Genomic DNA, 20,276 nt, shown 5'->3' with positions numbered 1-20,276 from the left:
GGTGTCCGTTGTGCACCAATTGTCGTGTCGCAGCACGTCTCGGGACCATTCGGGTGGCACCTGTGGACAGTGAGGGCGATCTGCTCGACGCCGTGGGCTATCGTCTTTTTCGCTCGGGCGGGTCCGCTCCGGGTCGGGGTTCGAGAGGGGTCGCACATGGGTATTCGACGCTGGGTTCTGATCATGACGACGGCTGCGGCAGTCGTTCTCGGCGCGGCGTTTCCGGGGACCGCGGAGGCCAGTCCGCGCTTCCCCACCGCCGGGGATCGCATCACGGTGCAGGTCGCCTCGGATCAGCGGAGCACATACAGCTACTGGTGGATCGACGGCCGCAACGCGATGGCGCCACGCACCTCCGGCGTGGGTATGACCCTGCGCGACTACAACCCCCGCACCCGCCTGTGGTCGACGACGACCACTTTCGTCGCGCAAAAGAAGCGGCAGCAGACCGCTGCGAACATCACCTCCTGGGGCGGCTACGCGCAGTGCACGATCTGGGTCAACGGCGTCCGTGTCCGGCACCACGTGTACCGCGCGCCGATCTTCGCCCAGGCACAGTGCGGTATCAACACGCTCGACGCGAACCGTATCGACCACCGCTGACGGGCGGCGGTCGCCGACGGCTCAGGGCTGCAGGCGTTCCGCGCGCCAAGAGTGGTCGACCTGGGTCAACCGGACGCGGTTGTGCAGCCGGTTGGCCCGGCCTTGCCAGAACTCGACCTCGACGGGCGTGATCCGGTAACCACCCCAGGTGGGCGGGACGGGCACTTCCGCACCGCCGTCGAACCCGCCGAGCTGCTCGGCCAGGCCGGCCGCCTTCTGTTCGAGTTCGACTCGGCTCCCGATCGGCCGGGACTGCTCCGAGGCGGCGGCCGACAGCTGCGATCCCCGTGGCCGCAATTCCCAGTACGCCTGGGTCTCGGCAGCACTGACCGGCTCGACCGGCCCGCGGAAGTGGACCTGACGCTCGAGGGCGATCCATGGGAACGTGACCGACGCATACGGATTCGCGGCGAGGTGACGACCTTTGTCGGAGTCGTAGCCGGTGAAGAACACCACCCCGTTCGCGTCGACACCCTTGCACAACACGGTGCGGGTCGACGGCCGCCCGTCGGCATCGGCGGTGCCGAGCACCATCGCGTTCGGTTCGGCGATGCGGGCGTCCAGCGCCTCACGGAGCCACACGTGGAACAGATCGAGCCACGGCGGGTCACCGCGCAACCAGCTCGGGTCGAGGTTTTCGCGGATTCCGTCGGCACCCGCTGCACGGTCGCCTTCACCGATGTTCGGCGGGATCCCGCCGCCGTAACCGACGCGCATGTTCGGCAGGTCGATGGGGTCGCGCGACTCGTCCAACACGTCCCCGACGCTACTCCGGGCGACCTCGTTACTCCTGGGTACACGCGGGGCGTCGTGCTGATCTACAGTTCGTCCTGGATCGCATGCATGCGTATGCACGACACGGATGTCGAATGAGGTGGTTGTCATGGCCAACACAGTTCCCGAGGACTTCGTCACCGGACTCGAAGGCGTGGTGGCGTTCACCACCGACATCGCCGAGCCGGACAAGAACGGCGGCAACCTGCGCTACCGCGGCGTCGACATCGAGGATCTCGTCGAGAACAAGGTGACCTTCGCCGACGTGTGGGCGTTGCTCGTCGACGGCCGGTTCGGCAACGGACTGCCGCCGGCCGAACCGTTCCCGCTGCCGATCCACACCGGCGACGTGCGCGTGGATGTGCAGGCCGCACTCGCCATGCTGGCCCCGATCTGGGGTTATCAGCCGCTCCTGGACATCGACGACGAGACCGCCCGCGACAACCTCGCCCGCGCGTCGGTGATGGCGCTGTCCTACGTCGCGCAATCCGCGCGCGGCATCCACCAGCCCGCCGTCCCGCAGCACGTCATCGACGAATGCGACACCGTGACCGAGCGTTTCATGACGCGCTGGAAGGGCGACCCCGACCCGCGGCACATCGCCGCCATCGACGCCTACTGGGTGAGCGCCGCCGAGCACGGCATGAACGCGTCGACCTTCACCGCCCGCGTCATCGCCTCGACCGGCGCCGACGTCGCCGCCTCGCTCTCCGGTGCCATCGGCGCGATGTCGGGACCGCTGCACGGCGGCGCACCCGCGCGCGTCCTGCCGATGATCGAGGAGGTCGAGAACACCGGGGACGCACGCGCTCTCGTCAAGGGCATCCTCGACCGCAAAGAGAAGCTGATGGGCTTCGGCCACCGCGTGTACCGCGCGGAGGACCCCCGCGCCCGCGTGCTTCGGCGCACCGCGCAAGAACTCGGCATCCCGCGTTTCGAGATCGCGGCCGCTCTCGAGCAGGCCGCCCTCACCGAACTCCGCGAACGACGCCCCGACCGCGCGATCGAGACCAACGTCGAGTTCTGGGCCGCGGTCATTCTCGACTTCGCCGAGGTGCCGACACACATGATGCCGGCCATGTTCACCTGCGGCCGCACCGCCGGATGGTGCGCCCACATCCTCGAACAGAAGCGTCTCGGCAAACTCGTCCGCCCGGCCGCCATCTACACCGGCCCGAGCCCCCGCCGACCCGAGGACGTCGAGGGCTGGGGCGACGTGGTGAAGCCGGGTCTGTAGGCCGGGGTTCGCAGATGCGCTGGTTCGGGCGACGATTCGCAAGCTGTAAGTAGCGCAGCTGTTGGCGAAGTAGCGCTACTGCGATGGCCGCGCCGCTGTGGACAGGACCGTTCACACTCCACAAACGGGCACCGACGCTCGCAGTCCGGAGGAGACTCGGGTCACGCTGAGGCGATGACGGAACACCACGTGGTTCGACGATCCGCTCTCGCAACAGTTCTCGGCGAGCACGAGGTACGGCTGCGCCAAGAAAGCGGCGCCTTGCACAGCGTGTGGCGCGGTGCGGTCCATCTCGGACCGTCACCCGACGGCGAGCTCGAGCGCTATCGCCTCAAGATCCGCGGCGCCGCGGCCGTCGGCGGGACCGGACGAGTGATCAGCCACGAGTCCGCAGCGGCGATCCACGGGATCCCCCTCCTCAGACCGGACATGAACAAGGTTCACTTCACCAGTTCGAAGACCGGCCGTACCGGTGGCAACATCCACGTCCACCGCGACAACCTTTTAGCCGCGCACGTGACGGTTGTCGACGACCTGCGCCTCACGACGCCGGCCCGCACAGTCGCCGACATCGCCCGTCTCGGGACCTTCGAGCAAGCGGTCTGCGCCCTCGACAGCGGCCTCCGGTCCGGCATCACGCACGCCGAGATCGAGTCTGTCGTGGCCGCGAGCACCAAGATGAAGGGCGTCGGCAGGCTGCGCCAGACGCTGGCGGTCGCGGATGCACGATCAGAGAGCATCGGCGAATCCCTCAGTCGCGCAGCGATGATCGCCGCCGGAATCCCACTCCCCGACCTGCAGGTGACGATCGTCGACTCCGACGGCCGGTTCATCGCCCGCGGCGACTTCGGCTGGGACGACAAGGTGATCGGTGAGTTCGACGGCAAGATCAAGTACTCCGGGCAGTTCGGCACGTCGGCGCCGCAGACGGTGTTCGACGAGAAGCGGCGCGAGGACGCGATCCGTCGCACCGGCCGGATCGTCGTACGTTGGACGTGGCAGGACCTGCTCGACACTGCACACTTCCGCAGCCTCATCGTGGACGCGCTACGCGAGGCCGGGCTCGCGTGACCCGCGGCGTCCGAGCACAGAAGCGCTATCTCATCCGAAGATGCGCTACCTGCAGCCTGCGCATCTTCGATGAAAGTAGCGCTCCTGTGGCCGAGCCCGCACGTTCTGGGGACCGAAACCCGGGTGTCGGGGGCCACTCCCTAGAATTGCGGGCATGAGCGAAGCCGCCACCGCACCGATCACCCTGCCCGCCGACCTGCTGCCGTCGGACGGCCGCTTCGGTTGCGGGCCGTCGAAGGTACGCCCCGAGCAGTTGCAGTCCCTCGTCGACACGGGCGCGTCGGTGTTCGGCACCAGCCATCGGCAGGCGCCGGTGAAGAACGTCGTGGGGTCGATCCGCGAGGGTCTCTCGAACCTGTTCTCCCTGCCCGAGGGCTACGAGGTCGTCATCTCCAACGGCGGCACCACCGCGTTCTGGGATGCTGCCGCGTTCGGCCTGATCAAGCAGCGTTCCCTGCACCTCACCTACGGCGAGTTCTCGTCGAAGTTCGCGACGGTCGCGAAGAAGGCCCCGTTCCTCGATTCGCCTGCGGTCATCTCGACCGATCCGGGCACCGCCCCCGACCCGTCGGCGCTGACCACCGACGACTTCGGCGGCGTCGACCTCATCGGCTGGGCACACAACGAGACCTCGACGGGTGTGGCCGTTCCCGTCGTCCGTCCCGCCGGTTCGGATGACGCGCTGATCGCCATCGACGCCACCTCCGGCGCGGGCGGCCTGCCGGTCGACATCAACGACGCCGACATCTACTACTTCGCACCGCAGAAGTGCTTCGCCGCCGACGGCGGGCTGTGGGTCGCGCTCATGAGCCCGCGTGCGCTGGCGCGCATCGCCGAGATCGCCGAGACCGATCGGTGGTGCCCCGAGTTCCTGTCGCTGCCGACCGCCGTCGACAACAGCAGCAAGAACCAGACCTACAACACCCCCGCGGTCGGATCGCTGCTGCTGTTCGCCAACCAGATCGAGTGGATGAACAACAACGGCGGCCTGGACTGGTGCGTCTCGCGCACCGCCGATTCCAGTGCGCGCCTGTACGAGTGGGCCGAGGCCAGCGAGTTCGCGACGCCGTTCGTCACCGATCCGGCTCATCGCAGCCAGGTCGTGGGCACCATCGACTTCAACGACGAGGTGGACGCGGCCGCGGTTGCCAAGACTCTGCGCGCCAACGGCGTCGTCGACACCGAGCCGTACCGCAAGCTGGGCCGTAACCAGTTGCGCGTGGGCATGTTCCCGGCGATCGAGCCCGAGGACGTCACCAAGCTCACCCAGTGCATCGACCACATCGTCGAGCGTCTCTGATCCACGTCCGCCAGACGACTTCCCGGCGCGTCGCAGGCTCGTCCTGCGGCGCGCCGGCGTCGTTTCACCGAGCGGGTAGCCTGGTTCCCACAGACCACATCTGACGCACCATGCGCTGCCGTCGCTTGCGTCTCACGCGTGCTGAACTGCGGTTTTGCCGCGTGTCCCACAGTGAATCGGCAGATCGGTGAGTTAATGTGACCCCAATGCGTGCACCGACCGGAGGAGGAGCAGATGCGTGAGCTCCGTGTCGTAGGAGTCGACTCCGACGGCTCCCATGTCATCTGCCAGGACGCCCAATCCGGCGAGAAATTCCGGATCGCCTCCGACGAACGCCTCCGCGCCGCAGCCCGCGGCGACATCTCACGACTGGGACAGATCGAGATCGAGATGCAGAGTGCTTTGCGGCCCCGCGAGATCCAGGCACGTATCCGAGCGGGCGCCACGGTCGCCGAGGTGGCTGCCGCGGCCGGTGTCGGAACCGACAAGATCGAACGCTTCGCTCACCCGGTGCTCCTCGAACGCACCCGCGCCACCGAACTCGCCGGCGCAGCCCACCCCATCCGCCACGACGGCCCGGCCGTCGCGACGCTGGTCGAGTCGGTCAACGAGGGCATTCTCGCCTACGGTCACAATCCGGCCGACGTCGAATGGGACGCGTGGAAGGGCGACGACGGATACTGGATCGTCCAGGTCGCCTGGAGTGTCGGCCGCACCGACAACCTCGCGCACTGGCGCTACCAGCCCGGTTCGCACGGGGGCAGCGTCGATCCGCTCGACGATCTCGCCGACGAGCTGACCCACCCCGAGACCATTGCTCCGCGCCGTCGCCTCACACCGGTCGCGGCACCCCCGGTCGCCACTCCGTCGGTCGCCGTGGAGACCACGCCGGACGGGCGCGAAGAGGTCACCATGGATGCGAACTCGATCATCGGTGCGCAACGCGCCCGCCACGACCGTCGAATCCCGGCCGTCGAGGACGACGGGACCGTGCCGTTCGACTTCGGATTCGACGACGAGCCGACTGACCGGTCCGAGCCCGAGCCTCCCGTGGCCGGCACATCCGCCGACGACGCACCCGCGGAGGCCGACACCGACGTCGACGACGATGCACCGGCACCGGCGCAGACCGCCGGTGTCGAGCGCCCGCGCCGCAAGAAGGCGCGCAAACCGGCTGTGCCTGCGTGGGAGGATGTCCTGCTCGGCGTACGCAGCAACGGGAACAGCTGAGTGTCGTCGGCACGGGCGGCCACCGTCTGGTTCATCGACACCGACGATCCCGCATCGATCCTCCGCGCCGAGGCTCACAACGACTTCCAGCACGCTCGCCAGGTGGCGACCGCCATCTTCGGCGACAGCGTCCTGGTACCACTCGTCGACACCGACCTCGCGACGGCCGCGTCCGCCAAGGACACCCACGTGTACGCGGGCTTCTACGGTCCGCTGGCCGTGGTCTCGTGCTCGCTGTTCGAGACAACGGCCCCGTCGACCCTGACCCGAACGTTGGCGTCGATCCGTAGAAGCGCCGCGACCACCCTCCTCTACACCGAGCCCGAGACGTCACTCGGGGTGTTCGCCCGGTGGGAAGCCGGCACACTACGACGCTCGTTCGCCGCCGACCCGGTGACCATCCACGAAGACCACGGCCTGCCGTTCACCTTCGAAAAGCCGTTCTGGGGTGGCGAGTACCCGCTGAACTATGCCGACGGGGTGCCGACCGCACCGATGTCGTTGCCGTTCCACCCCGCGCAGCTGGCCGAGGAGGCGAACCGCGAGTGGCTGGGCTTCCGCTACACCCATCCCCTCGCGCCATCGGACGTCGACCCCGCACGCATCACGGTCACCTGCTTCGCGCTGCATCCGGCCGAGTACGAGCCGACCGCTGCCGACTACGACAACTATCGGGAGGCCACGGCCGCGCGGGCTCGGACGCCGCGGCCCGAGGAGACGCCTCCCAAGCGGGGGCGCATCCGGGAGTACTTCGGGTTCTGAGGACCGGGACCCACCCGCACCCTGCAGCATCCCGGAGAACGCGTCAGGTCGGGCGGCCCAGCGCCAGCAACGCGATCGACGACGACACCCCGGCGAGAAACCCGATCAGCAGACCCCATACGACCCAGCGCCACACCGGCCGCATCCGGAACTCCCACAGCGTCCATCCGAGACCGCCGGCGACGACGAGGACCGCGGCGATCCCGAGGAAGCGCAGCACGCCACCGATCAGGAAGTACACGCCCACCAGGACGAACGCGGCGAACAGCGCAGACACGACGCCGACGACGATGCCGAGGACCCACGGCGTCGGTTCCGGGCGGCTGTCGTCGTTCCGCAGCGATTCGGGAGCGGTCACGTCTCCATCGTCCCCGACCGTGCGCGCTCGTAGAATGCGACGGCCGCCGCGGTCGCCACGTTGAGGGAGTCAGTTCCTCGACTCATGGGGATGCGTGCTTTCACGTCGGTCGACGCCATCGCGGAGGCGGTCAGACCCGGCCCCTCGGCACCGACGAGGAACCCGACCTTGTCCGCGGTGACCGCCTCGGCCAGGGTGACCGCCGACGGGTCGGGCGTCATCGAGACGAGTTGGAAGTCGCGGTCGCGAAGGAGGTCGAGTCCGCGCGGCCATTCGTCGAACTTCGCGAACGGCACGAGCAGCGCGTGCCCCATGGACACCCGGACGCACCGGCGGTACAGCGGGTCCGCGCAGCCCTGCCCGAAGAGCACGGCGTCGACGCCGAGTCCGGCGGCGTTGCGGAAGATCGACCCGATGTTCTCGTGGTCGTTGACCCCTTCGAGGATGGCGACCGTCCGGGCGGTGTCGAGGATGTCCGCCACCGACAGGACCTGCGGTCGGCGCGACACCGCGAGCACTCCTCGGTTGAGGTGGAAACCGACCACCTCGGCCATCACCTCGGCGGTGGCGCGGAAGAACGGGACCCCGGCCAGAGTGGGATCGAGCAGATCATCGCCGAGTTCGTCGAGTCGTTTGTCGACACCGAGGAAGGCGTGGGTCTCGAAGCGCGAGGCGATCATCCGGCGGGCGACGAGCACGCCCTCGGCGATGACCAGGCCGCGCCCGGGTCGGCCGCCGGGCAGCACCGGCAGGTCGGGCCGTCGATCCACCGAGTTCAGGTCGCGGAAGTCATCGACGCGCGGATCCGCCGGATCGTCGATGTCGATCACGTCCACTGCGAGCCCGGGCACCGCAACAGTGTGCCACCTCCGGGGCTCGCTGCCAGACGGCGGTACACGTCCGAGCGTCGACGAGACGCGGTCGCCGCCAAGCGGACCCGAGACGTGGCGCGGCACCCGGGTATGACACGGTAAAGGGCGTGACCAGCGATTCGACTCCCATGTCACGTCTGTCCATGAAGCGCGCGACCGACGCCGACTGGACCGACATCATCCTCACCGACGCCCGCGCGTTCGCCATGCGCAACCCGCTGCCCGACGACGAGGTCGCCGATCTCCGCGGGAAGGTCGCCGACGACGACGTCGTCCTCGTGCGCGACACCGGACTCGACACCCAGCCGCTCGTGGGCGTGTCGATGTTCTACCGCATGTCGATGTCGCTGCCCGGCGGCGGTGTGTCCGACGCCGCCGGCCTGTCGTGGGTGTCGGTCGCGTCGACCCATCGGCGACGCGGAATCCTGCGCCGCATGCTGACCGAACTCGTCGAGCAGTGGGAGTCGGAGAAGTACACGTTCGCGATCCTCACCGCGAGTGAGGGCACCATCTACGAGCGCTTCGGGTTCGGCCCGGCCTCGTTCGCGAACAGTGTGTCGCTGAGCCCCGACGCGGCCATGCGGGCCGAGCAGCCCGCGGATGCGACGGTCCGTTACGCCGACGCCGACGCGGTCGCCGCCGCGATCCCCGACCTGCACGCGCGCTGGACCGTCACCACGCCGGGCGCGCTCACGCGCACACCCGCCTGGTGGAACCCGATCCTCGCCGACCGCGCGTCGGAACGCCCGATCTCGGCGAGCGGTCTGCACTACCTGCTGCACGACGACGGCTATGCGAGCTACCGCATCTACAAGGACGAACGGGGCGCGGTACGTGGCGAGGTCTACGAGATCTTCGCCGTGACCGACGCCGCGCACACCGACCTGTGGCGCGTCCTGATCAACCTCGACCTGATCCCCTCGATCACGGCGAGCATCCCGGTCGACGATCCGCTGCCCCAGAAACTGGTCAACCCGCGATCGGTGTCGGTGACGGGGACCTCGGACACGATGTGGCTGCGGATCCTCGACGTCCCGGCCGCACTCGGTGCCCGCCACTACGGCGCGGACCTCGACGCGGTCATCGAGGTGACCGACGAATTCCGTGGCCACGGAGGCGTTTTCGACATGTCGGTGCGCGAGGGCGGGGCCATCGTCGCACCCGCGGCGGCAACGGCCACACCGACCGTCCGCCTGGACATCTCGGTGCTGTCGAGCATCTACCTGGGCGGCATCCGACCCTCGACCTATGCGGCGGCGGGACGTCTCCACGCCGACTCCGCGGCGACGCTACGGGCTCTCGACCATGCGTTCATGACCGACCGCGCACCGTTCTCCGGCACGTTCTTCTGACCCGCGGGCGGTGAGCCGGCCTCGCGCCGACGCCCTAGATCGCCCGCGACTTCGGGACGTCGGTGTCGGCCTGTCCGAGAATCGAATTCACGATCAGGACGGCGTCTCGCAGGGTGTCGCGTTCTTCTGGGGTCAGTTCCGCGAGACGGTCACTCAACCACGCCTTGCGCGCGGCGAGTTCTTCGGTGACCACCTCGACCCCCTCCGGCGACAGCGTCACGATCGCCTGGCGCCCGTCGGTCGGGTGCGGTTCGCGTCTGATCATGCCCAGGTCCGACAGCGACGCGATGACCCGCGTCATCGACGGCGGGCGAACCCGTTCGGCGGCGGCGAGCGCACCGGGCGTCATCGGACCTTCGTGGTGCAGGGTGTTGAGGGCAGACAGTTGAGTGAGCGACACCAGCTTGTTCTCGCGTCGCCCGCGTAGGCGCCGGGCGAGCCGCACGACGGCGAGGGACAGGTCGCCCGACAGGCTTCCGTCACCATAGGGAGAATGCATCCATCAAGGGTAGGTCAGTTGACCAGCATGAAACCCTACGCAAAGCGAAATTGAACTGTGTGGACGACACGGGCCCATCATCCGGACGGCGAAGCCGAGGTGTCGGCTCACCCGATGAGGTCGGAGATGGGTCCGCGCGCGAAGTAGGCCACGAACACGGCCGCAACCAGCCACAGCAACGGGTGCACGGTACGCGCCTTGCCCGCGGCGGTCGCCATCACCACCCAGCTGATGAACCCGATGCCGATGCCGTTGGCGATCGAGTAGGTGAACGGCATGCTGACGACGGTGAGGAAGGCCGGCAACGCGTAGTCGAAGCGACGGAAGTCGACCGCGGTCAGCTGGCCGATCATCATCGCGCCCACCACAACGAGTGCCGGGGTGACGGCTTCGAGCGGGATCACCTCGTAGATGGGTGTCAGGAACATCGCCACCAGGAACAAGACGCCCGTCACGACGTTCGCGAGGCCGGTCCGCGCACCTTCGGCAATGCCGGATGCCGACTCGACGAAGACCGTGTTCGACGATGCCGATGCGGCACCGCCGGCGATTGCGCCGGTGCCCTCGACCACCAGGGCGCGGCCGATGCCGGGCAGGTTTCCCTTCTCGTCGGCGAGTTCGGCTTCCTTGCCGAGGCCGGTCATCGTGCCCATCGCGTCGAAGAAGTTCGACAGCACCAGGGCGAAGACCAGGACCGACGCCGCCAGGACACCGATGCGTGTGAACGCGCCGAACAGGTCGACGTCGCCCACGAGGCTGAGATCGGGAAGCCCGCCCAGGGTGTTGGGGATGTCCGGGACGCTGAGTCCCCAACCCGACGGGTTGTCGATGCTCGACCCGTAATCGAAGATCCGCTCGAGCACGATCGACAGAACCGTGGTGATCGCGATGCCGATCAGCAGCCCGCCGGGGACCTTTCGCACCACGAGGACCCCCATCAGCAGGACGCCGATGGCGAAGATGAGGGTCGGGATGGTCGCGATCGAATTGTCGGTGCCCAGTTGGACCGGCACGGTGGTACCCGCGGCGTCGGGGATGCGCTTGACGAACCCGGCGTCGACGAAGCCGATGAACGCGATGAACAAACCGATGCCGGCCGCGATCGCGGCTTTGAGCTCGGTCGGCACCGCGTTGAACACCGCGGTGCGGAATCCGGTGACGGCCAGCAACACGATGATGATGCCGTCGACGACGACCAGGCCCATCGCCTCGGGCCAGGTCACCTGCGGGGCGATCGACACCGCGAGCAGACTGTTGATGCCGAGGCCTGCGGCGATCGCGAACGGATAGTTCGCGACCAGGCCGAACAGGATAGACATGACGCCCGCGACCAGGGCCGTGACCGCCGCGACCTGAGCGAGCGGGAGCACGTTGCCCAGCACATCGGCGTTCTTGTCGCCGCCGGGGATGCCGCCGATGATGATCGGGTTCAGCACCACGATGTAGGCCATCGTGAAGAAGGTGACGAGGCCACCGCGGAATTCGCGGTTGATCGTCGACCCCCGTTCGGAGATCTTGAAGAACCTGTCGAGGGGGCCGCGCGGGCCGGGGTCGCTCGGTGTCGTGGAGGACCTCAGATCGCGAGACTCACTGGGCACGTCGTTTGGCACGTTCCGAAAGCTACCCTGTTGTCCATGTCCGTGACAGTCGAGATCCCCGAACTCCCCCGCGCCCTGCGCGCGCCCGAGCCGGTGATCGTGGTCGGCATGATCGCGTGGGTCGTGGCGACCGTGATCGTCGCCGTGACCGATCTCGGCGGTGACCGCACGCTGACCATCTGCCTGGTGGGCCTCGGCGTCGGACTCCTGGGCACGACGATCGTACTGGTGCAGCGCGCCGGCGTCCGACGCGGCGCCCGCGGTGCGCAGGAGGGTCTCGACTAGTCCTTCGGTCCGTCGCCCGCCGGAGCGAATTCGTCGACGCCGGGCTCGTGGTCGAGGACGTCGCGATTCCACACCATCATCACCGCGAAGTACACCGCCCCCGCGGCGATCAGACCCAGCACCACGAAGGTGGGCACGGTGGCGTCGTCGGGAGTGACCAGGACGAACAGCGCGAACACCACCCAGATCAGCGCGGCGACCGCAATCGGCAGTTCCATGCGTCCGAGGCTGAACCCGCCTTCCTTGCGCTCCAGTCGCTTTCGGACGACGAGATAGAGAACGACGATCCCGCCGTAGATGAGGGCGGGAAGGATAGTCGAGGCCACGATCAGTTCGATGAGGGCCGAACCCGGCAGCGCGACCATCAGCACCACGCCGACGCCGAGGATGAGAAGGGTCGCCGGGACCGGGGTCTGGGTGCGCGGACTGACCCGTCGCATCAGCCGATGCGCCGGGAACCGGCCGTCCCTGGCCATCGCGAACACCTGCCGGGCGCACGCGGCCATCACCACCATGCCCGCGCCGAACATCGCGAACGCGATGCACACGAGCAGGACCCGTTCGGCGACCGACCCGAGCTGGCCCCGGATGATGGCCGCGACCGGTGAGCCGTCCCGGCTGATCGCGGCGACGTCCTCGATGGCCACGGTCAGCACGATGAGGAAGACCAGCCCGACCACCGCGGCCGCAACCACCGAACCGACGATCGCGCGAGGAACGCTGCGGAACGGGTCCTTCGCCTCCTCGGCGAGGTTCGCCGCGGAGTCGAAACCCACCAGGGTCGTCAGGCCCATGACCATCGCGGCCATCACTCCCCCGCCGATGGCCCAGTAGTCCGCTGCGCCCGCCGCGATGCCGCGCGAGCCCAGGTTGCCGGGGTGCCCGCTGCCGGTCACCACCATCACCACGGCCAGTCCGACGACGAGGATCGCGACGATCGCGAGTTCGACGGCGACGGCGCCCGAGGTGAACAGACCCAGCAGTCGGGTCGACGCGATGACGAGGATGGCCTGGACGACGAGGATGACGACGGTCATGATCCGCGCCACGGACTCGTCCTCGGCCATGCCGAACAGGGGCATCAACGCCTGGCTGGCCAGCGCGTTGTCCATCGCGACCACGGCGATGGCCAGGTACCAGAAGCTCAACCAGCCGAACATCCAGCCGACCCTGGGGTTCGCGAGCCTCGACGCCCACTGGTACGACGACCCGCTCAGTGCGATGCGGGCGGCGAATTGTGCGACGACCAGCGCGATCAGCGTCTGCCCGATGGCGGCGACGATCCACAGCCAGATCCCCACGGGGCCGGCGGTGGCGAGCACGTCACCGTAGGTCGCGAAGACGCCCACCGCGACCGAGATGAACGCGAAGGAGATCGCGAACACCGCGAACCCGCCGAGCGTCCGGCGGAGTTCGGGGCGGTAGCCGCCGGTGCGGAACTCATCGTCCGCGCTGGATGGGGTGAGCACTTCGTCGGCCATGGCGGCCCTTCTGTACAGGCGGCTACACGACCAGGTCGTCCAGTCGCTGAGCGATGATCCCCACCGCGTACCCGAGGCGCTCGAACGCCTTGTTGGTGGTCTGGCCGTGGTAGTAGCGGTAGTAGATCTGCTGGGCGATGGCGCCGGCACGGAACAGCCCGAACACCTCGTACCAGCGCCACCGCTCCGGCGACATGTCAAAACCCATTCGCTCGCAATACATTTCGACGAACTCGGCGCGACTGATCATGCCGGGTAGGTGCGTCGGAACACGGCGCATCAACTGCATGGCTTCCGGGTCGTCGGCCTGGATCCAGTACGCCATCGATCCCGCCACGTCCATCAGCGGGTCTCCGAGCGTCGCCATCTCCCAGTCGAGGATGCCGATCACGCGCGTGGGGTCGTCCTTGTCGAGCACCACGTTGTCGAGCTTGAAATCGTTGTGGATGACGCAGTTCGCGACATCGTCGGGCTGATTCTCGGCCAGCCACACCATTGTCCGCTCGAAGTCGGGCACGTCGTCGGTGTGTGCGTTGCGGAATCGTGTGGTCCAGCCGTCGACCTGGCGGCGGACGTACCCACGGCCCTTACCGAGGTCGCCGAGCCCGGTCTCATCCGGATCGACGGAGTGGACCTCGACGAGGGTGTCGACGAAGTTCGAGCACAGTTGTCGCGCCTGATCCGCGTCGAGCGGCACGTCGGAGGGCCATTCGGTGCGCGGGATGACGCCGTCGATCCGCCCCATCACATAGAAGTCGGCACCCAGCACCGACGGATCGTCGCAGAACGCGACCATCGGTGCGATGTAGCGGATGGCACCCGCCAGCTCGGATTGAATCCGGTACTCCCGTGCCATGTCGTGCGCGCCGCGCGCCTTGGTGCCCCGTGGCGCCCGGCGCAGGATCAGGTCCTGGGTCGGATAACGCAGCAGATAGGTGAGATTGGAGGCGCCGCCGCCGAACTGGCGCACCTCGGGCACAGCGTCGAGCCCGGCGGGGTCCGCGGCATGAGCCTCGAGCCACTTCGCCACCGTCTCGACGTCGAACGCATCTTCGGTGCGGACCTCTCCCGCGCCGGCGACCTCGTCAGCCATTCGTCTCTCCCTGTCTCAGCGGTACTTGCCGAATTCGATGCGCGCAACCACGTTGCGGTGCACCTCATCCGGACCGTCGGCGAGCCGGAGCGACCGCGCCCCGACCCACGCCGAGGCGAGGGGGAAATCGTCGGTGAGGCCGGCCCCGCCGTGGAGCTGGATGGCGAGGTCGATGACGTCGAGGGCCATGTTGGGCACCTCGACCTTGATCTCGCTGACGGCCGAGAGCGCTTCGCGGGACATCCCCTGGTCGAGGAGCCACGCGGCGTGATGGACGAGCAGGCGCGATCGGTTGATCGCGATCCGGGCGTCGGCGATACGTTCGCTGTTGCCGCCCAGGCGCGCGAGTTGCTTACCGAAGGCCTCACGCGAGAGTGCGCGCCGCACACCGAGTTCCAGCGCCCGCTCGGCGAGACCGATGGCCCGCATGCAGTGGTGGACGCGGCCCGGTCCGAGCCGTCCCTGCGCGATCTCGAATGCCCGGCCGGGTCCGAGCAGGATGTTCGACGCCGGGACGCGGACGTTGTCGAAGCTGACCTCGCCGTGGCCGAACGGCTCGTCGAAGTAGCCCATGGTGGTGAGCATCCGGTCGATGGTGACGCCCGGCGCGTCGATGGGGATCAGCACCATGGTGTGGCGCGCCTTGCGGTCCGCCTCCGCGTCGGTGACGCCCATGAAGATGAGGACCTTGCAGTCGGGGTGGCCGACGCCGGTGGAGAACCACTTGGTCCCGTTGATGACGACGTCGTCGCCGTCGAGCACCGCGGTCGCGGCCATGTTGGTGGCATCCGACGACGCGACGGCCGGCTCGGTCATGCAGAAGGCACTGCGGATCTCCGCGGTCAGCAACGGCTCCAGCCACTGCTCGCGCTGCTCATCGGTGCCGTACCGGAGCAGCACCTCCATGTTGCCGGTGTCGGGCGCATTGCAGTTGAAGATGACCGGCGCGAGTCCCGACGACCCCATCGCCTCGGCGATCGGCGCGTAGTCGATGTTGCTGAGCCCGGCACCACCGTCGGTACCGAAGTCCGCCGCGTAGCGACCGGCGTGCTCGGCAGGGAGGAAGAGGTTCCACAGACCCTCCGACCGGGCCTTCTTCTGCAGCTCCGCGATGATGGGCGAGGGCGCCCACGGATCGCCCTTCTCGTCGCGCCTGGTCTTGATGTCCCGATGGATCTCGGGTTCGACGGGCTCGATCTCGTTGGTCACGAAGGTGCGCACGCGTTCGGTCAGGTCGGCCGAGCGCGCTGACGGGGAGAAATCCATACCCGACCGTATCGCGGCGTACCGACGAATCGTCAACATTCCGGGCAAACCGGCACGGACGTGCATCGACGGGTGGGGCGTCAGACTCGCCGGGGTACATACGAGGACGGGGCACGAACGCCCGCCTGGGTCACCACGAAGAGGTACAACGCTGCGCCGTCGTCCTGGGAAGTGTCAGGCGGCCGCCGGAAACGCAGGCAGGTCGTCTGCGACTCGCCCGTGTCGGCCGACGCGGCTTCGCGCACCAAAACCACCCCATTTGGCGCAGAAGTCGAGACGGGTGTGACTGGAGTTCACCGGTGTTACCGACTGACGCGCACTTCGTCGAATATTGTTGTCTGGCAGCTACATTCGACATATTTGGCTTCGCGACAGCTCTTGCTCTCGCCAGTATGTTCGAGTACCTTGGAAACATGGCAGCGCTCGACACCCTCCTCGAACGGCTCATCGAGACCACCCCGCCCGCCGACGATCCCAGCGGCCGAACGACATTCGGCGCGCTGGACACCCTGCGGTTGATTCGCAACGCAGCCGATCACCAGATCGTCTTCTACACAATGCGACTCGATGAACTGGGCGTCGCACAGAAGGCGGGCAGCACCACCAAGAAGTTGTTGATCGAGATGGGTTACGCGCCCGCTGCCGCCCACCGGATCATGCGCATCGTCGACGCCCTACCAGCGCGGCCTACTCTCGCCCGCCACGCCGGCGACGGACGACTGTCCACCGAGATCGTCGACGCCATCGTCCGCGGCGTGACGCACATCGACAAACGCTGTCCTGAAAAGCTTTCGGATGACGGCAAGGGTTCTCACGAGATCGAACTGCTCGGCCAAGCACTGTCAGGTGCGACGCCGGCACTAGTACTCGAGCACGCCCGCACCATCGGCAACACCCTGGCCGACGCCACCGACACCAGTATTCCCGCCGCCGACGATTCGACTCTGAACGCGGTCAACGCCCACACCACCGACGACGGACGCGTCGACATCCGCGCCGACCTCACACAGACCATCGGCGAGAAGTTCCTCACCATGATCGACGAACGAGCCTGCCCACGCCCCGAACCCGACGGTGCCGACGACCGCCGCACCGCAGAACAACGTCGCGCCGACGCTCTCGAACTCATCCTCGACCAAGCAGCACTGGGCGCGACCATCGACAGCATCGGCAGCCCACGCACGCAGCTGATGGTCACCATCCCCGCCACCGGCGACCCGGCGGCCCTGCCATGGACCGGATCGATCAGCCAGGCGACCGCCAAACAAGTGTCCTGCGACGGATCACTCACCGAGATCGTCCTCGACGGCGAAGGCGTGCCGCTACAGATGGGACACACCAGGCGCTTGTTCCCCGCCCACCTCCGTAAAGCCGTTGTCGTCCGCGACCGGTGCTGCATCAAATGCGGTGCACCACCATCACACACGCAGGTCCACCACATCGCCCACTGGGCCGACGGCGGCACCACCGACCTCGACAACGGCTGCCTGCTCTGCCAACGCTGCCACACTCAAGTCCACCACCACGGCTGGGACATCGTGATGGGCTTCGACCGGCATCCCTGGCTCATCCCGCCCGCCACCATCGACCCACACCGCCGCCCACTACCCGCCCACAACCGACGCACCATGCGACTCGACCACGCCGCCTGAACACGCCGCGCAGCACCTTCCGCACCCGGCAACCCCGGGACCGCATCCGTACCTTGACAACTCCACAGTGAAACCGCCGCCGGGGCTGCGGCGCTGTCTGGTTCAGGGAACGTTCAGCGACCTGGCGACCCCGACGTGGAGTCGGCGCCCCGTCGCGTTTCGTATCGGAGCAGGACCCAGGTGCACAGCACGACCCAGATCGCGCCGAACAACCAGCCCGACACCACGTCGGTAGTCCAGTGCACCGCGAGTTGGATTCGGGTGAGTCCCACCAGGATCGACAGCAACGGCGCCAAGGCCAGAACCCAGCGATGCGTCCGCACCCACGCCGAGGCGCGGTACGCCGCGACCGCGCACAACCCGAACACGACCATCGTCATCATCGCGTGGCCCGAGGGATACGAGAAGGTGTCGATCTCGAGCAACCGGTCCTCGAGGGGCGGGCGATCCCGGGCGAAGGAGAATTTGAGTGTCTGCATGAGTGCGTACCCGACGAGCACTCCGAGGCCGAGGAACACCGCGTCCGCACGCCGACCCAGATAGGCCAGCGCGATCACCGCGACAACGGTGAGCGCAGTGAGGGTCAGGGTGTTGCCGAGCAGCGTGATGACCTCGGCGATCGAGATCCACGGTTCGGAACGGTTCGTCACCACCCAGTTGAGGATGTTCTCGTCGATCGTCGTCGGGGAGACAATCATCAGCCTCGGACTCCTCTCTCGTCGTGCGACGGCGCACGACCCGAATCCGTCGCCACCCTAGTCGAGTTCGACATGTCGTCTGTTCGACCGATACACCCCGCTTCGGAAGCGCGCGCACCGTCGACGGACCAAGTCGCCTACAAGTACGTCACAAGCCTCGTCGCTGACAGTGGTCACCATCACCGCTCGACCCGACCATATGACCACCCGACCACATGACGAGGACACGACCATGACCGCAACCACCGGGCACCCCACCCAGCTCCTGCTCCCCGGCCAGGCCGCCGCACCCGACGGGCCCATCGACCCGTTCATGATGTACGTGCTCCACCACACGTTCCGGCGCGATCTCGCCGATTTCGCCGCGAGCGTTCCGGTGACCCCGATCGACGACGCGGGGACGTGGCGCGCACTCGCCGATCGTTGGACGATGTTCGCCGAAGCGCTGCATCATCACCACAGCGGCGAGGACGCCGAACTGTGGCCGCTGCTCCTCGCCCGCTGCGACGAGGACGAGAAACGCGTCCTCGACGCGATGGAAGCCGAGCACCATCGGATCGATCCCCTGCTCGCGGAATGCCAGGCCGGCTTCACATCGATGGCCTCGTCCGCCGACACCGGAACCCGCACCACCCTCGCAGACGCCCTCGTCCGCGCTCGACAGATTCTCGGCGAACACCTGGCACATGAGGAGACCGACGCCATAGCGATCGTGCAGCGTCACATGACCACCGCCGACTGGGATGCCTTCGAGGAGAAGATGGGTAAGCAGGCCGGACTCCGCCACACGCTACGGGTCGGCCCGATGATGGCCAAAGGCCTTCTCCCCGACGACCGCGAGCGAGTGTTCACCCGCCTGCCCGGAATACTCAAAGTCCTCGTCACGCTGGGCGGCCCGAGCTTCCGTCGACTCGACGGCCGCGCCTTCTACTACATCGCGAGCTGAGACCGTCACCACCCGGAGTCGAGCGTGATCACCGCGCCAGCGCGCGTCCGATCACCAGACGCTGAATCTGGTTGGTGCCCTCGAAGATCTGCGTGATCTTGGCTTCGCGCATGTAGCGCTCGACCGGGAAGTCGCGGGTGTAGCCGTACCCGCCGAACACCTGCACCGCGTCGGTGGTGACCTTCATCGCGGCGTCGGTGGCGACGAGCTTGGCAGTCGCGGCGGCACGCGTGTAGTCGACGCCGGCGTCGCGGCGTCGAGCCGCGTCGAGATAGGTGGCACGGGCCGAGTCGACGGCGGCAGCCATGTCGGCCAGGACGAACGACAAGCCCTGATGATCGATAATCTTGCGGCCGAACGCACTTCGTTCTTGCGCATAGTCGACCGCGGCGTCAAGGGCGGCCTGCGCGAGGCCCGTGGCCACCGCCGCGATCCCGAGGCGGCCGGAGTCGAGTGCAGAGAAGGCGATCTGGAGTCCTTGACCCTCGGTTCCGAGTCGCCGGCCCTCGTCGACGAAGGCGTCGTCGTAAGAGGCGCCGGTCGTCGGGACCGCGTGCAGTCCCATCTTGTCCTCCGGCTTGCCGAAGGTGAGGCCCGTCGTGTCACGCGGCACGAGGAAGCAGCTCACACCCTTCGACCCCTCCCCGGTCCGCGCGAAGAGGTTGTAGACATCGGCGATGCCACCGTGGGTGATCCACGCCTTGGAGCCGTTGACGATGTAGCCACCGTCGGCCTGCGCGGCCCGGCAGGTGAGCGCGGCGGCGTCGGAACCCGCCTGCGGTTCACTCAGGCTGTACGCACCGATCAGCTTGCCGTTGAGCAGATCCGGCAGCCACTGCTGCTTCTGTTCCTCGGTGCCGAAGTTGAACAGCGGATGGCAGGCCAGCCCGTGGACACTCACCGCCACCGCGACGGCCGCCCACCGGGCGCCGAGTTCTTCGAGCACCTGCAGGTACACCTCGTACGACTGGCCGCCGCCATCCCACTCGACCGGGTAGGCCAGGCCGAGCAGACCGGCCTCACCGAGTTCGGCGAACAAGCCGTCAGGGTAGGTCTGGTCCTTCTCGTGCTGGTCGACGATCGGCGCCATGCGCTTGTCGGCGATGTCGCGGACCAGCGCGATGAGGTCGCGCGCCTCGTTGTCGGGTAGCAGGCGATCGACCGGCATCACAAACCTCCAGGTAACAGAACTAGTACTC

20 protein-coding genes are annotated in these 20,276 nt (G+C 67.7%); 10 read left to right on the top strand and 10 right to left on the bottom strand.

Annotation, left to right across the window (positions count from 1 at the left end):
* Window positions 1-156: 156 nt before the first annotated feature.
* Window positions 157-603 carry a hypothetical protein gene (locus MAY35_RS10025; protein ID WP_238421153.1) on the top strand — a complete coding sequence of 149 codons (447 nt, stop codon included), beginning with the start codon at window positions 157-159 and terminating at the stop codon, window positions 601-603.
* 21 nt (window positions 604-624) lie between these two features.
* Here MAY35_RS10025 and pdxH read toward each other — a convergent pair whose 3' ends face one another.
* On the bottom strand, window positions 625-1,320 hold the full coding sequence (gene pdxH, locus MAY35_RS10020) for a pyridoxamine 5'-phosphate oxidase (protein ID WP_245403910.1): 696 nt from the start codon (window positions 1,318-1,320) through the stop codon (window positions 625-627).
* Between the two features lie 166 nt (window positions 1,321-1,486).
* Here pdxH and MAY35_RS10015 point away from each other — a divergent pair, with 166 nt between their 5' ends.
* From MAY35_RS10015 to MAY35_RS09995, 5 genes are all read left to right on the top strand, one after another.
* The gene (locus MAY35_RS10015) at window positions 1,487-2,614 is read left to right on the top strand and encodes a citrate synthase 2 (RefSeq protein WP_238421151.1); all 1,128 of its coding nucleotides are present in this window, start codon (window positions 1,487-1,489) and stop codon (window positions 2,612-2,614) included.
* A gap of 174 nt (window positions 2,615-2,788) precedes the next feature.
* Window positions 2,789-3,685: a hypothetical protein gene (locus MAY35_RS10010; RefSeq protein WP_238421150.1), complete on the top strand. Its 897-nt coding sequence runs from the start codon at window positions 2,789-2,791 to the stop codon at window positions 3,683-3,685.
* 154 nt (window positions 3,686-3,839) lie between these two features.
* Window positions 3,840-4,985, top strand: coding sequence for a phosphoserine transaminase (gene serC / locus MAY35_RS10005; RefSeq protein WP_238421149.1), 1,146 nt, complete (start codon window positions 3,840-3,842; stop codon window positions 4,983-4,985).
* 234 nt (window positions 4,986-5,219) lie between these two features.
* Window positions 5,220-6,215: a septation protein SepH gene (gene sepH / locus MAY35_RS10000; RefSeq protein ID WP_238421148.1), complete on the top strand. Its 996-nt coding sequence runs from the start codon at window positions 5,220-5,222 to the stop codon at window positions 6,213-6,215.
* Window positions 6,216-6,977, top strand: coding sequence for a hypothetical protein (locus MAY35_RS09995; protein WP_238421147.1), 762 nt, complete (start codon window positions 6,216-6,218; stop codon window positions 6,975-6,977).
* A 43-nt stretch (window positions 6,978-7,020) separates the two neighbouring features.
* Here MAY35_RS09995 and MAY35_RS09990 read toward each other — a convergent pair whose 3' ends face one another.
* Window positions 7,021-7,335 (bottom strand): DUF2537 domain-containing protein, encoded by a 315-nt coding sequence (locus MAY35_RS09990; RefSeq protein WP_238421146.1) that lies wholly within the window; start codon window positions 7,333-7,335, stop codon window positions 7,021-7,023.
* A complete protein-coding gene (locus tag MAY35_RS09985) occupies window positions 7,332-8,186 on the bottom strand; it encodes an RNA methyltransferase (protein WP_238421145.1) in 855 nt (284 codons plus the stop codon). Before MAY35_RS09985 ends, MAY35_RS09990 begins: the two co-directional genes overlap by 4 nt.
* A gap of 149 nt (window positions 8,187-8,335) precedes the next feature.
* On the opposite strand from MAY35_RS09985, the gene MAY35_RS09980 reads away from it, so the two are divergent.
* Window positions 8,336-9,559: a GNAT family N-acetyltransferase gene (locus MAY35_RS09980; RefSeq protein WP_238421298.1), complete on the top strand. Its 1,224-nt coding sequence runs from the start codon at window positions 8,336-8,338 to the stop codon at window positions 9,557-9,559.
* Window positions 9,560-9,593: 34 nt separating this feature from the next.
* On the opposite strand, the gene MAY35_RS09975 is transcribed toward MAY35_RS09980, so the two are convergent.
* Together MAY35_RS09975 and MAY35_RS09970 are read right to left on the bottom strand one after the other, a co-directional pair.
* The gene (locus tag MAY35_RS09975; RefSeq protein ID WP_238421144.1) at window positions 9,594-10,058 is read right to left on the bottom strand and encodes a MarR family winged helix-turn-helix transcriptional regulator; all 465 of its coding nucleotides are present in this window, start codon (window positions 10,056-10,058) and stop codon (window positions 9,594-9,596) included.
* A gap of 107 nt (window positions 10,059-10,165) precedes the next feature.
* On the bottom strand, window positions 10,166-11,668 hold the full coding sequence (locus MAY35_RS09970) for an NCS2 family permease (protein ID WP_374237938.1): 1,503 nt from the start codon (window positions 11,666-11,668) through the stop codon (window positions 10,166-10,168).
* Window positions 11,669-11,692: 24 nt separating this feature from the next.
* On the opposite strand from MAY35_RS09970, the gene MAY35_RS09965 reads away from it, so the two are divergent.
* The gene (locus tag MAY35_RS09965) at window positions 11,693-11,941 is read left to right on the top strand and encodes a DUF2530 domain-containing protein (RefSeq protein ID WP_238421143.1); all 249 of its coding nucleotides are present in this window, start codon (window positions 11,693-11,695) and stop codon (window positions 11,939-11,941) included.
* On the opposite strand, the gene MAY35_RS09960 is transcribed toward MAY35_RS09965, so the two are convergent.
* The 3 genes from MAY35_RS09960 to MAY35_RS09950 are packed head-to-tail and all read right to left on the bottom strand — an operon-like array spanning window position 11,938 to window position 15,781.
* Window positions 11,938-13,422: an APC family permease gene (locus MAY35_RS09960; protein ID WP_238421142.1), complete on the bottom strand. Its 1,485-nt coding sequence runs from the start codon at window positions 13,420-13,422 to the stop codon at window positions 11,938-11,940. The genes MAY35_RS09965 and MAY35_RS09960 overlap by 4 nt on opposite strands.
* 22 nt (window positions 13,423-13,444) lie before the next feature.
* Complete coding sequence (locus MAY35_RS09955) at window positions 13,445-14,515, bottom strand: phosphotransferase family protein (protein WP_238421141.1); 1,071 nt, start codon at window positions 14,513-14,515, stop codon at window positions 13,445-13,447.
* Window positions 14,516-14,530: 15 nt separating this feature from the next.
* Window positions 14,531-15,781, bottom strand: coding sequence for an acyl-CoA dehydrogenase family protein (locus MAY35_RS09950; protein WP_238421140.1), 1,251 nt, complete (start codon window positions 15,779-15,781; stop codon window positions 14,531-14,533).
* Between the two features lie 392 nt (window positions 15,782-16,173).
* Between MAY35_RS09950 and MAY35_RS09945 the strand changes: the two genes are divergently transcribed.
* Window positions 16,174-17,433, top strand: a complete 1,260-nt coding sequence (locus MAY35_RS09945; protein WP_238421139.1) for an HNH endonuclease signature motif containing protein — start codon at window positions 16,174-16,176, stop codon at window positions 17,431-17,433.
* Window positions 17,434-17,546: 113 nt separating this feature from the next.
* On the opposite strand, the gene MAY35_RS09940 is transcribed toward MAY35_RS09945, so the two are convergent.
* Entirely contained in the window at window positions 17,547-18,131 is a 585-nt protein-coding gene (locus MAY35_RS09940) for a phosphatase PAP2 family protein (protein ID WP_238421138.1), read from the bottom strand.
* Window positions 18,132-18,363: 232 nt separating this feature from the next.
* Here MAY35_RS09940 and MAY35_RS09935 point away from each other — a divergent pair, with 232 nt between their 5' ends.
* Window positions 18,364-19,077 (top strand): hemerythrin domain-containing protein, encoded by a 714-nt coding sequence (locus tag MAY35_RS09935; protein ID WP_238421137.1) that lies wholly within the window; start codon window positions 18,364-18,366, stop codon window positions 19,075-19,077.
* A 28-nt stretch (window positions 19,078-19,105) separates the two neighbouring features.
* Here the strand turns inward: MAY35_RS09935 and MAY35_RS09930 are convergent, their stop codons facing one another.
* Window positions 19,106-20,245, bottom strand: a complete 1,140-nt coding sequence (locus tag MAY35_RS09930) for an acyl-CoA dehydrogenase family protein (protein WP_238421136.1) — start codon at window positions 20,243-20,245, stop codon at window positions 19,106-19,108.
* Window positions 20,246-20,276 lie beyond the last annotated feature (31 nt).

This window comes from Gordonia sp. 'Campus', assembly GCF_022206305.1.
Taxonomy (GTDB): domain Bacteria; phylum Actinomycetota; class Actinomycetes; order Mycobacteriales; family Mycobacteriaceae; genus Gordonia.
Note: the sequence above shows the minus strand (reverse complement) of the source record. Positions and strands in the feature narration are given on the sequence as shown.

Coding starts and splice junctions, on each gene's coding strand:
- MAY35_RS09960 (WP_238421142.1), bottom strand. CDS start 13,422: ATGGCCGACGAAGTGCTCACCCCATCCAGCGCGGACGATGAGTTCCGC.
- MAY35_RS09980 (WP_238421298.1), top strand. CDS start 8,336: ATGTCACGTCTGTCCATGAAGCGCGCGACCGACGCCGACTGGACCGAC.
- MAY35_RS09955 (WP_238421141.1), bottom strand. CDS start 14,515: ATGGCTGACGAGGTCGCCGGCGCGGGAGAGGTCCGCACCGAAGATGCG.
- MAY35_RS10015 (WP_238421151.1), top strand. CDS start 1,487: ATGGCCAACACAGTTCCCGAGGACTTCGTCACCGGACTCGAAGGCGTG.
- MAY35_RS10010 (WP_238421150.1), top strand. CDS start 2,789: ATGACGGAACACCACGTGGTTCGACGATCCGCTCTCGCAACAGTTCTC.
- MAY35_RS09950 (WP_238421140.1), bottom strand. CDS start 15,781: ATGGATTTCTCCCCGTCAGCGCGCTCGGCCGACCTGACCGAACGCGTG.
- pdxH (WP_245403910.1), bottom strand. CDS start 1,320: ATGCGCGTCGGTTACGGCGGCGGGATCCCGCCGAACATCGGTGAAGGC.
- serC (WP_238421149.1), top strand. CDS start 3,840: ATGAGCGAAGCCGCCACCGCACCGATCACCCTGCCCGCCGACCTGCTG.
- MAY35_RS09945 (WP_238421139.1), top strand. CDS start 16,174: ATGTTCGAGTACCTTGGAAACATGGCAGCGCTCGACACCCTCCTCGAA.
- sepH (WP_238421148.1), top strand. CDS start 5,220: ATGCGTGAGCTCCGTGTCGTAGGAGTCGACTCCGACGGCTCCCATGTC.
- MAY35_RS10025 (WP_238421153.1), top strand. CDS start 157: ATGGGTATTCGACGCTGGGTTCTGATCATGACGACGGCTGCGGCAGTC.
- MAY35_RS09965 (WP_238421143.1), top strand. CDS start 11,693: ATGTCCGTGACAGTCGAGATCCCCGAACTCCCCCGCGCCCTGCGCGCG.
- MAY35_RS09940 (WP_238421138.1), bottom strand. CDS start 18,131: ATGATTGTCTCCCCGACGACGATCGACGAGAACATCCTCAACTGGGTG.
- MAY35_RS09935 (WP_238421137.1), top strand. CDS start 18,364: ATGACCGCAACCACCGGGCACCCCACCCAGCTCCTGCTCCCCGGCCAG.
- MAY35_RS09975 (WP_238421144.1), bottom strand. CDS start 10,058: ATGCATTCTCCCTATGGTGACGGAAGCCTGTCGGGCGACCTGTCCCTC.
- MAY35_RS09930 (WP_238421136.1), bottom strand. CDS start 20,245: ATGCCGGTCGATCGCCTGCTACCCGACAACGAGGCGCGCGACCTCATC.